The organism is Pseudoalteromonas sp. T1lg22 (genome assembly GCF_002964645.1).
Taxonomy (GTDB): Bacteria; Pseudomonadota; Gammaproteobacteria; order Enterobacterales; family Alteromonadaceae; genus Pseudoalteromonas.
Map to the genome: position 1 here is coordinate 139,792 of NZ_PQBY01000006.1, position 11,679 is coordinate 151,470.

General features: G+C 46.6%; 9 protein-coding genes, 1 tRNA gene and 2 pseudogenes. 7 read left to right on the top strand and 5 right to left on the bottom strand.

Annotation, left to right across the window (positions count from 1 at the left end):
- The first annotated feature begins 145 nt into the window (after positions 1 to 145).
- Both C2M24_RS02855 and C2M24_RS02860 read left to right on the top strand, forming a co-directional pair.
- A complete protein-coding gene (locus C2M24_RS02855; RefSeq protein ID WP_105213250.1) occupies positions 146 to 835 on the top strand; it encodes a phage tail protein in 690 nt (229 codons plus the stop codon).
- 4 nt (positions 836 to 839) lie between these two features.
- Positions 840 to 1,805: a tetratricopeptide repeat protein gene (locus tag C2M24_RS02860; RefSeq protein WP_105213251.1), complete on the top strand. Its 966-nt coding sequence runs from the start codon at positions 840 to 842 to the stop codon at positions 1,803 to 1,805.
- A 56-nt stretch (positions 1,806 to 1,861) separates the two neighbouring features.
- Here the strand turns inward: C2M24_RS02860 and C2M24_RS02865 are convergent, their stop codons facing one another.
- The gene (locus C2M24_RS02865) at positions 1,862 to 2,473 is read right to left on the bottom strand and encodes a LysE family translocator (RefSeq protein ID WP_105213252.1); all 612 of its coding nucleotides are present in this window, start codon (positions 2,471 to 2,473) and stop codon (positions 1,862 to 1,864) included.
- An 816-nt stretch (positions 2,474 to 3,289) separates the two neighbouring features.
- Positions 3,290 to 4,447: a hypothetical protein gene (locus C2M24_RS02870; RefSeq protein WP_105213253.1), complete on the bottom strand. Its 1,158-nt coding sequence runs from the start codon at positions 4,445 to 4,447 to the stop codon at positions 3,290 to 3,292.
- Positions 4,448 to 4,819: 372 nt separating this feature from the next.
- On the opposite strand from C2M24_RS02870, the gene C2M24_RS02875 reads away from it, so the two are divergent.
- Entirely contained in the window at positions 4,820 to 5,257 is a 438-nt protein-coding gene (locus tag C2M24_RS02875) for a hypothetical protein (RefSeq protein WP_105213254.1), read from the top strand.
- A pseudogene (locus tag C2M24_RS16215) lies at positions 5,229 to 5,468 on the top strand (tyrosine-type recombinase/integrase); the annotation flags it as partial. The gene C2M24_RS02875 and the pseudogene C2M24_RS16215, both read left to right, overlap by 29 nt.
- A 270-nt stretch (positions 5,469 to 5,738) precedes the next feature.
- Here the strand turns inward: C2M24_RS16215 and C2M24_RS02885 are convergent.
- Positions 5,739 to 5,823 (bottom strand) — tRNA-Leu (locus C2M24_RS02885).
- A 292-nt stretch (positions 5,824 to 6,115) separates the two neighbouring features.
- On the opposite strand from C2M24_RS02885, the gene C2M24_RS02890 reads away from it, so the two are divergent.
- Positions 6,116 to 6,616: an RDD family protein gene (locus tag C2M24_RS02890; RefSeq protein WP_105213255.1), complete on the top strand. Its 501-nt coding sequence runs from the start codon at positions 6,116 to 6,118 to the stop codon at positions 6,614 to 6,616.
- A 554-nt stretch (positions 6,617 to 7,170) separates the two neighbouring features.
- Here C2M24_RS02890 and lptG read toward each other — a convergent pair.
- Positions 7,171 to 8,236: pseudogene (gene lptG, locus C2M24_RS02895) on the bottom strand (LPS export ABC transporter permease LptG).
- Entirely contained in the window at positions 8,233 to 9,345 is a 1,113-nt protein-coding gene (gene lptF, locus C2M24_RS02900) for an LPS export ABC transporter permease LptF (protein ID WP_105213256.1), read from the bottom strand. The pseudogene lptG and the gene lptF overlap by 4 nt, the downstream one beginning before the upstream one ends.
- A 247-nt stretch (positions 9,346 to 9,592) precedes the next feature.
- Between lptF and pepA the strand changes: the two genes are divergently transcribed.
- Entirely contained in the window at positions 9,593 to 11,107 is a 1,515-nt protein-coding gene (gene pepA / locus C2M24_RS02905; RefSeq protein WP_105199635.1) for a leucyl aminopeptidase, read from the top strand.
- A gap of 116 nt (positions 11,108 to 11,223) precedes the next feature.
- Complete coding sequence (locus C2M24_RS02910) at positions 11,224 to 11,658, top strand: DNA polymerase III subunit chi (RefSeq protein ID WP_105199768.1); 435 nt, start codon at positions 11,224 to 11,226, stop codon at positions 11,656 to 11,658.
- Positions 11,659 to 11,679 lie beyond the last annotated feature (21 nt).

Sequence of the window (11,679 nt, forward strand, 5' to 3'; positions counted from 1 at the left end):
CAACTCTACATTTCTCCTATACTGAAAAGGTTAAATATCAACCAGCCACTTTCTGATTAATGTTTAAACTTTTGAATTTGCTTATGGCGCTAGCAGTAATGCGTTGATTTTACTTCCCCACCCTTTTTAATAAAGGAATCGGATTATGAAAAAGTTCACCACTAAGCTGCTAGTTACTGCCAGTGCAATATCGGCGTTAATGTTTGGCTCTAATGTTTCAGCCTGCAGCGGCGACGGAACTCAGATGCTTGGAAGCATGTGTGCATTCGCAGGAAATTTTGCACCGCGCGGATACATGTTGGCTCATGGCCAGCTATTAGCCATCTCACAATACACCGCGCTATTCTCAATTGTAGGAACAACCTATGGCGGAGACGGACGTTCAACCTTTGGCCTGCCCGACACCCGCGGTCGCGCCCTCATCGGCTGGGGAAATGGACCTGGTCTGAGCAATTATCAGATAGGCGCTCGTGGAGGGGCAGAATCGGTCACCCTGTTAGCAACGCAATTGCCTTCTCACTCTCATGCGGCGAATACTATGGTGTCTGGTGACATAGACATTGATGGGGTAATAAGCCTTCATGCGTTTAGTGGCAAAGCTGATGCGAAAAGCCCGGCGGGCAACACTCTTGGCGAAGGAAAATACGCGACCGACGCGCCGGATGTGATGATGAACACGGATTCCATTTCTTTTAGTTTGGTGGCGCAAAATAACCTGACTGCTTCGACTGAGGTCGAGAGCGCAGGCGGCGGTCAAGCTCATGAAAATCGCATGCCCTATATCGCCGTAACCTGGGTCATTGCGGTTCAGGGCATTTTTCCATCGAGAAATTAACTCAATGCACAACACATCAAATGGGAGCCGGTTGCGACTTGCTTTGCTCGTATGTAGTCTGGCTTACCCATCTCTCACCTGTGCTGAAAATCCAGATAAGTTACTAACAAAAGGTTATGAAGCTCTCGCGCGCAAGGACTATACACAGTCGTTTGAGATATTTTCTCAGCTGGTAGAGGAAAACTCACCACAGGCGTACTTCACATCAGCCTTATTCTATAAACACGGCTGGGGGGAAGTAGAGCAAGACTTGAGCAAAGCGTGCGAGCAATTTTTATTTGCCGCTAAAAATGACATACCCGTAGCGCAGCAGGAATACGGCTATTGTGTGATGCAAAACCAGGGGGCAGGAGCCAATGAAAAACCCGGCGATTGGTTTAAGCGCGCCTATGAGAGTGGTGTCTATGAAGCCGCCTGTGATCTGGGTCGTTTATACCTGGGTACAGCCTGGCAAGAACGAAACCTGCCTTTGGCAATACAATGGTGTCAGCAAGCAGCCGAGCGAAACGCGGTTAAGGCTCAGGTGACCTTGGCAGACATCTACCTATCGAACTCAGAGGTCTTCAATTTAGAACAAGCCGAATTTTGGTATACCCAAGCCCTCAATATCGGTTCCGGGGAGGCCGCTTATAAGCTTGCGACCCTTTATCTGCAAATTATCGCTCAGCAACAAGGCGACGAATCCGCCGCCAATAAAGCGCTTTATTTAATGGAAATTGCTTCATCTCGCCACATCGAAAGAGCCTATGCTCCAACCGCTAAAATGTACTGGAAGAAGTTGCAAACTAGCGACGAATCGAGCTCTGAACTTTTGGCTAAAAGCTACCTATGGGCCAAAGCGGCACATCAGATTAATCCAACCAAGGCGACAAAACGTTTGCTCAGGGAAGTCGAAAATGAGTTACCGCCGCAGTGGAAAGGGAAACTAGATACGCAAGTTGAAGAGTTTATTACAGAAAATAAGCTGTAGCTGCAGCCAGTACCCTAGACAAGCGTATTAGAACTTAAAAGGCTAGTCTGCTCCTATTAGGCCAGCTGTTCTACTATTTCCTTGAGCACAGGTACAACCGACAACACCAACAACCCCGACATTGTGTAATTGAAAACTGCTCTGCTTTTGGGGCTATTCAGTACATTTTTTAACAAGGAACCAAACATCATCCAAACACCCACACAAGGAAACGAAACAACAAAAAATGTTGTCGCTATAATTAGATTCTGACTATAAAAGCTCTCTCCAACCGTTGTAAAAGCCGCGATTGCGCCGGTAGCAACAACCCAGGCTTTTGCATTTACCCATTGAAACAAAGCACCTTTCATAAAGGTAAATGGCTTGCTTTGCGCACCTGAATTAACTTCACCAGCAGAGCGGGCAATGAGATAGGCAAGATACAATAGGTAAAGGACACCGATACATTTAATAAGGAAATGCAGATTAGGAAACATTTCAAACAACTGCGAAAAGCCCAAACCCACAAGTAACAGCATCAGGGTGAAGCCAACACAAATACCGGCCATTAAAGGCAAGCTCTTCCTCACACCAAAATTTAATCCTGATGTCATCACCATAATATTATTGGGTCCAGGCGTCACAGAAGACGAAACGGCGAACAAAACAACGGCAAAAAAGTAATCCACTTCATTATCCTCATTAAGTTCCTCATAAAACGCCGGCGAGGAAAGCTAAAATTAGTAGCGTGATCAATTGCTAGCCAGATGCCTGGGAAAACGTCTAAACGCAACAAGTATCCTGCCTAGATAGACACAATAGCTGGGCAAAAACATTCCGCTTTATCGCCTTAAACGACAGCAATATCAAGAGACTGCACTTGTGCACGAGCACCCAGTATTTATACAAAGAGATGACCCACAGGTCTCTAATACCTTGGTAGTCTAAATATCAATAACGACCCAGTTAAAGATATAAAAGGCGAACTGATAGCCTGCGATAAACTAGAAAACGAAAAAGGAATCTGTGGCAAAAAATCGTCACAGTTGCAGGAAAATGAGCTTGAAATTGGAGACCAGAAGGTAATTTACGAACCCCACAAAAGAAAAACCTAATTATAATCAGCAGGTTATAAAAGTGGCACCTGTGGACGGAGCATAAATGCAGGGAGCATTTATCAACGCCGCTAGGCAGCACTTTGGGTGAAGACCATGGAAGGGCTGAATACTCCAAACCCGTAACAGTGCCACGCCAAGCGTGGCGCTCAAGTCCGAGCAACGTAAATTACACGCATACAAATATATCGGGAATATTTTTGAACGACCGCAGGTCGGCCCTGAGGCTAGCCAGAAGGGTAAGTGCAGGGATTGCACGCATAAAAAATCGGTTAGGGTCTGTAAAAGTGGTACCAGTGGGCGGACTCCAAACCCGTAACAGTGCCACGCCAAGCGTGGCGCTCACTACTTGAAAAAAATTATGGAAAACGATAGCTATACTCTATGACTTTAACGTAAACGTACTTTTGCAGAGGTTGAATTTATATTCCGTGCTACAGAAGCAGTTACCAGCTCATATCCAGTAAAGCTTTTTGTTTCTCCTGATTGAACCACTAGCCCGTTCTCTTGCCCGTCATCTACAACAAAACCTTCAGAATCAAGGAATTCAATAGTTGCGTTAAATACTTGAACTGACTTAGAGTTATTTTTAATTTGCAATCTCCAGGCAAACTTCCACCAAGTGGAATTAGTTTCTGTAACTTTGGCGTCAATCGACATAATTTCAAAGTCGACTTTTTCTTCTAATGCGGGTGGTTGTTGTGTAGCGGTTTTTACTGAAGAAGCCGCTTTTTGAAAGCCTATGTATTGGGGTAGATCAAACATCAGGGCAACACGTTTTTGCTGTAGCATAGCTAACGTCTGTTGCTGCGTAGCATTTGTAGATAATAAGGTAGCGCGAATAAGCCCCCCACTATACCTGTCGGCTTCTTGGTGAGAGGTTTCGATATCAGACTCAAGAGAACGTATTTCACTCTCTACTGTGGTTATTTGGCTTTTCAAATCAGGCGCTACCCTATAGATTTCACCATCAATCTCATAATTCAAATTTATAGCGTGAAACCAGGATGCCTGTTTTTGCTTAAGCATAGCTAAAGTTTGCTTCTCTATCGCCTGTGCACTAAGTAGGACTGAAAGAACTAACCCTCCTTGATACTTACCAATTTCAACGTCGAGTGCGCTTACTCTATTTTCGACTTCAGCAATTGCAACCTTGATCCTGCTTCTCTCAGCATCATCCACTTGAACTACCTTTCGTGCTGAGCTTTCAACATGCTGAGATTGCTCATTAGTATCGCTTCGACTGCTCACATTTTGAGGTAAGCTGGGGGGTTGCTCTACGTTGGGAGTCGTTTTTTTCGAAACAAGGTCGCTGGTAGAAAGCAAGTATAAGGTGCTAATAGCTAAGGTAAGAAATACGCCATACCAAAACAACTTCGATTTAAAAAAGTGACCATTTGAAGGTGCCGGAGCGCTTCGGTGTTTTCCCCTAGCTAATTTAGCTTCTGTTTTATTGTAAGCATAACCGCAACTAGGGCACTCCCAATCAGGAACAATCTCATCTGTCTCTTTTCGTTCGTAACCACACCCGTGACATACCTTCCCCATGAGAAATCCTTTTCCTATAGCCATACTTCTTAGTAAAGCTATTTTATAGGTGTGAAAGCAAGAAAACACAAGTAAACCTACAAGACTCTGCCCTAAAGCCGCTTTCCATTATCCGAGGCTGAATTACAACAACTATTCCTACGCACAGCTATTGAAATTTGTATGCTTAAATCGGTATGAAAGCTAATTTCGAACGCCTTACATGGTATACAACAAGCTAGGCTGACATGCGAGGGATTTTATGTTTGTTTATTTGCAAAGCAAAATGAGGGACTTTGTTTTTTCCTTTCCCGCTTAGCCTTTAAAAGTTGATATTTTAAGATTAGTAAACAACAATAATTCAACTGTTCAAAAAACACACAAATACTCGTAATGAAAATATCTAGCATATTAGTTCTTACGTTGTTTATATCTCCCGCCTATGCAGCAGTCTATAAATGTAAAGAGGGTGACAAGGTTGTTTACACTGAAATCCCCTGCACCTTTGATTCCAAGCCCGAGAAAATAAAAGAATCCTACGTCCCCGATCCAAGAGGGTTAACTAAAGCGCAAATAGGAGCTTTACGTCACAATCAATCGGTACTAGATGAGCAAAAATGGGAAAGGAAAGTTTTTTTAGCCATCAGGCAAAATAACATAATAAAGGGAATGACTTATGGCGACGTGAGGCGTTCTTGGGGGGCGCCTGATGACATAAACTCTACTACTGGCTCATATGGCACACATCAGCAGTGGGTCTACAGGAGAGGAGTAGCGCAAAGCCAGTTCGTGTATTTTGAAAATGGAGTTGTTACAGGCTGGGGAGATTGATACCGCTAGTAACCGCTTATGTGTTAACAATCCCGTTAAAGATATTAAAGACGCCCTATGGAAGCGCATAACAAAGCAAGCAATGCTAGATGGACTAAGGTTTCATGACCTCAGACATAAATGGGCAACAAGACATATTGAAGCGGGAACCGATCTGTTAGCACTCAAAGAATTAGGAGGCTGGAAAACTTTAGAGATGGTACAGCGCTATGCTCACCCTTCTAGCGAATACCTTGCCGCACAAGCAAAAAATATTGATGGGCCAAGCCAAGCATCCCAACTAGGTAAACTAGCCCCTTACAACGAACTATCAATAAGAGAAGAGGAATTAACAGACTGTGAAAAACGAGAAAATGAAAAACGAATCTGTGGCAAAAAATCGTCACAGTTGCAGGAAAATGAGCTTGAAATTGGGGACATGAAGATAATTTACGAACCCCAGAAAAGAAAAAACCTGCTGATAATCAGCAGGTTAGAAAAGTGGTACCAGTGGGCGGACTTGAACCGCCACGCCCGAAGGCAACGGATTTTGAATCCGTCATGTCTACCAATTCCATCACACTGGCATCTTTTTTCTTTGACCTTCTCTGCGAGAAGATAAAGAAAAACCACTTCAGAGCAAAGGCTTTGTTTATCTGCCTCCATCTCTATGCCCAGCATTATACAAAGAATGATAAGCGCGGCAAGCGTTTTATGTTATTAATGTGTCAACTGCCGAATATTCAACCAAAGCGGACTTTTTGCGTATCTTTCATCTGAATTTAACGGCCTAGTCCTACCCGCCAAACCGGGAAAGCGTCGCCTTTGCGATCCCCCTTTGTTACACTGTCGCCGATTTTGTTTGCGAGAAATATCATAATGTCATTGAATTCTGCGCCTGCGGGCATTGGTCGCCGTCTTGCTTCACTTATCTATGACGGCTTAGTGGTTATTGCCTTTGCCATGCTGACTACCGTGGTCTTTTTGCTCTTGGTACAAGGCGGTGTGTCTCTGGGCTGGATTGCCATGGGCGAGGCCGAAGATGTGGCCGCGCTAATACAAGAAAACACCACTCTTTATGTTATTCGCGATATTCTCCTGGTGCTGGTGAGCATTAGCTTTTTTGGTTATTTCTGGAGCAAAAGCGGACAGACCATAGGCATGCGCGCCTGGCGCTTGCAGGTACGCCGTTTAGATGGTTCTTTACCCACCTTTTGGCAAGGCGCATGGCGCAGCTTAACCGCTCTGCTCGGCCTGGGTAACCTGCTGGTTTTAGTGGATTTTAAGAATAAACGCGCATTACAGGATTACCTCTCAGGTTGTGAGGTTGTAACCCTATCAAAAGAAGATAATAAAAAGGTCTATCGCGCCCTGGATTAAAACTTATTATTTCAGAGCGGCCATCAGCGCCGCTCAAATGTAGGTCGGCCTTCAGGCCGACAATAGAACACCAATCTTCCTTTGTCGGCGCAAAGCACCGACCTACAATAGAGCATCATTGGCACCTTGACGGCGCAACGCGCCGACCTGTAACGGCTCTTTCATTCAATCTAAACGCTTTCTGATCGCGGCGCTCGTTGTGTAGCATAGCAGCGCTATGTAATACCAATTCACTTAAATAGCTAATCATTCTAGTGGGCTAAATATCATGCTCACTGTGTTGGAATTTTTCTATGTAGAATAACTACATAAGAAAAATTCCGCCTTGTGATCATCTCATTTATCCAGCGCTATATCTGATCACATACTTAACAGAATTGGTATAAACAGCGAGCAACAAAGAGCAGGATGCGTTTAGGCAGAATCAGCCAAAATAATTAAGCGTGACGAGCGCGGCAAGTACAAGGCAAAAATGGTCAAAATGCCGCAGTTTACATAGAGTAAATGAGGACATTGAGACCATTTTTAACACCGTAATTGTGAGCGCAGTAGCTTTAATTGCGGCGTTTGAGTAGATAACTGGCAAAAATGATAAAGAGCAGGCTCGGCAGTACCGCACCGATAAAGGCTGGGATCTGATAAACAGATACTATCGGCCCAAAAATGCGGTCGGTGAGGTGGAATACGATACCCGTGATCACCCCCATAACGATGCGCGCGCCCATGGTCACGGTACGCAGCGGCCCAAAGATAAACGACAGTGCCACCAGTAACATCACCCCAAGCGCCACCGGTTGCATGATCTTGCGCCACAAGGCGAGTTCATAGGTGCTGGTATCCTGATCATTTTGCTTTAGATACTGCAAATAAGACCAAAGGCCGGTAAAAGACAGGGTTTCCGGCTTCACCGACACCACGCCCAGCTTCTCTGAAGTTAGCTGCGAGGCATAAAAGTATTCGTCCTGAGACTGCTCGCTAATTTGCTGCTCCGACATATGCAGGGTTCTTACATCACGCAGCATCCAACCGCCGTCACGGCTGAAACCATTGGCCGCAAAGGTTACCTGCTGCAATTGCAGTTCCTTATCAAAATGATACATGCGAATGCCGTTTAGCTGGCCTTGTTGATCAACGTCCTCAATATTTATAAAGACATCGCCATCTTTGGCCCAGACCCCTTGTTGGGCGCTGAAAACTTCCCCCCCGAATATGGCTTGTGAACGCAGCTGCTTAGCGGTTTGCTCCGCCTTGGGCACGCCCCACTCGGCCATGGCCATCATAAGTAGGGCCATCACTATGGCAGGTTTTCATTACCGAACCAATTACTTGCAGACGCGACATACCGGCGGCCTGCATCACCACCAACTCGCTGTTAGATGCAAGTGCACCTAAACCCGTCAAGCCGCCGATCAGTGCCGCCATGGGGAAGAAAACCACCACATCACCGGGGATGCTGTACAGGGTGTAGAGCATGGCGTCTATGATGTCATAACTGCCCCGCCCCACCGACTTCAATTGTTCGATAAACTTGATCAGGGTGCTAATACCCACCAAGACCAGCAAGGCAAACCCTGTGGTTTGTAATATGCTGCGCCCTAGATACCAGTCTAATGTTTTCATGCTGTGGCACCTCTGCGCTTAAAGCTGGCGCGCAGCCAGGCACCCAGGGGGCGTCCTTTAATAATCAAAAATGCACCTATAAATAAAGCACTTAAATGCACCCACCATAATCCTGCGGAGACCGGGATCTTGCCGTCTTCAAGGGCAAACTTGGCGGCATTAAGCAAGATAAAGTAACCCAGATATAAGGCGATGGCGGGCACCAACTTGGCAAACTTCCCCTGGCGTGGATTAACCACACTGAGCGGCACCGCAATTAAGGTCAGCAATGGAATAGATAAGGGAATGGCCAAGCGCCATTGGAATTGCGACACAGCCTCATTGCTATCTTGTTTTAATAATTCAGAGGTGGGCACGGCTTCCAGCTTACGTCGCTTATGCTCTATGGCCTGGTCGCGAATTTGCACCTGATAACTGTCAAATTCGGTGCGTTGTAAATCAAGCCCCTGATCTTTTAATTCCACCCGTTGGCCTTGGCTTAAGATAAGCTGCTGTTCGCCATTTTCATGCTCTTCTACCTGACCCATATCGGCGTAAACGATCAAGGATTTTTGCACATCTTCACCGCGCAGCAACTGGGCCACAAAAACACGATTAAGCACCCGACCACCGTTGTCGATGTTATGGATAAAAACCACGGCTTTTTCGTTACCGGTTTCCTGGAAGCGCCCGGCACGTAAAGCAGACAAACCGGCTTCAGCCTCGGCTCGCTCTTTCAACTGATACTCTTTTTCACTGGCCCAGGGCGCCAGATAAAGGGTCATGGCCCCGGCTAAGATGGCCAGCACGGTACTGGAGATTAAGGTCACCCGCACCACATACCATTCGCTGACGCCACAGGCCTTTAAAACCGTCATTTCGCTGTCGGCATACACTCGGCTATAAGCGAGAATAATACCTAGGAATATACTTAGAGGGAGAATCAAGGAAGCCAGTTGCGGCAACTTTAAGGCAACCACAGAAAGCACCAGTTTTGCTGGAATACTACCCTCAGAGGCATCGCCTAAAATGACAACGAATTTTTGACTCACAAATATCGTCATGAGGGTAACAAAAACAGCCACCTGCGACTTCAAAACTTCTGCGGTTAAGTATCTAAAAATCAGCAATGTGCGCCCCTAAAAACGTCGTGTTTCACTGGCATAGTGGGAAAATTTGAGTAAACTAGTTATTTTAGTCACTTTATTATATGTCAAGCGGATCAAATATCCTACCTAAGGCATGTAATTGTCTACACTTTAGTTTAGTGGATTGAGTAAAACGTAAATAGTTCACTGGCATATTATAAGTACTTACTCGGCCTGTTGCTGAACAACACGCCAGAAGTACCGATTATTCCTCTAATTAGGAGTCACAATGGAATTTAGCGTAAAGAGTGGAAGTCCAGAGAAACAGCGCAGTGCCTGTATCGTGGTGGGTGTTTATGAACCACGCCGATTATCACCCATAGGTGAGCAGCTGGACCAGATCAGCGAAGGCTATATTTCGAATCTTTTGCGTCGCGGCGACCTTGAAGGCAAGCCAGGCCAAACCCTGCTACTGCACCATGTACCTAACGTTTTAAGTGAGCGCGTACTTCTGGTTGGCTGTGGTAAAGAACGCGAACTTGATGACAAACAATACAAACAAATCATCTCCAAAACCATCAACACCCTAAACGAAACCGGGGCGATGGAAGCCGTTTGTTTCTTAACCGAGCAGCATGTTAAGGGCCGCGATACCTATTGGAAAGTGCGCCAGGCGGTAGAAACTACCCAGGATTGCCTGTACACCTTCAACGAATTAAAAAGCAAAAAGAGCGACCCGCGTCGACCGCTACGTAAAATCGTCTTCAACGTGCCAACTCGTCGCGAGTTGACCATAGGCGAAAGCGCCATCGAACATGGTCTGGCCATCGCTTCCGGTGCCAAACTATGTAAAGACGTGGCCAACATGCCGCCAAATATCTGTAATCCGCGTTATTTAGGTGAACAAGCCAAGTCGCTGGAAACCGAGTTCGACAAGGTTACGGTGAATCTGGTTGGCGAGAAAGAAATGGAAGAGCTGGGCATGCACTCATACCTGGCCGTAGGTCGCGGCAGCGCCAATGAATCTGTGATGTCGGTGATCCACTACAACGGTGGTGTTGAAGATGCAGCACCTATCGTACTTGTGGGTAAGGGCCTGACCTTCGACTCGGGCGGTATTTCTATCAAGCCGGGCGAAGGCATGGATGAAATGAAATACGATATGGGCGGCGCCGCCGGTGTTATCGGCACCATGCGCTCTATCGCCGAGATGAATCTACCCATTAATGTGATTGGCGTATTAGCCGGCTGTGAAAACATGCCGGGCAGCAATGCCTATCGCCCGGGTGACATTCTTACTACCATGTCGGGGCAAACCGTTGAGGTACTTAACACAGACGCCGAAGGCCGTTTGGTACTGTGTGACGCGCTGACCTATGTTGAAGCCTTCGACCCAGACACTGTTATCGATGTGGCCACCCTAACAGGCGCTTGTATTATCGCCTTAGGTGCCCATGCTACCGGTATGCTGTCAAACCACAACCCGCTGGCCCATGACCTGCTTAAAGCCGGTGAGCAAAGTGGCGACCGCGCTTGGCAGTTGCCATTGTGGGATGACTACCACGAGCAGCTGGACAGCCCATTTGCCGATTTCACCAACCTGGGTGGTCGTGCAGCCGGTACCATCACGGCGGCGTGTTTCTTGTCTAAATTCACCAAGAAATACAACTGGGCTCACCTGGATATCGCCGGTACGGCCTGGCGTAGTGGCGGCAAAAATAAGGGCGCAACCGGTCGTCCTGTGCCTATGCTGACCCAGTATTTGATTAATCGCGCTGGCGTTTCAGAAAACCCGCAAGATTAATCTTCCCGATTAATCAGCCTTAGTACTGTTAAGCCCCTTTTATAGGGGCTTATTCATTGATGCAAACTGCCGATTGTGGCAAAATTGGCGCATTAACGAGCCGCGTAGAGGACGCAATGCACGCGTTATTTTACCTGCTAGAAAATACCGATGAGCCGGACCATGACGTGCCGGCTCATTTTGATCTTGGTGCCCGCCTCGCAGCGGAGCAATACCGCCAGGGCAAAAGGGTATTTATTTTTGTTGATAACCGTGACGATGCGCACCTTATCGACCAACATTTATGGGCGTTTGACGCCGATAGTTTTGTGCCCCACAACCTTCAAGGCGAAGGCTCTCGTGGCGGCGCCGCCGTAGAAATTGGACAAACACCGCCGGTTGCCAAGCGCACTGTGCTAATTAATTTAGCCTCCACGGTGCCCGATTTTATACGCCGCTTCGACACCATTTTAGATTTTGTGCCCGCCGATGAGCGACGCAAACAAATGGCACGAGCAAAATACAAGCAGCTTCGCGATATTGGCGCGCAGCTAAGCACACAAAAAGTTTAGATAGAATTTAAAGGTCCTGGG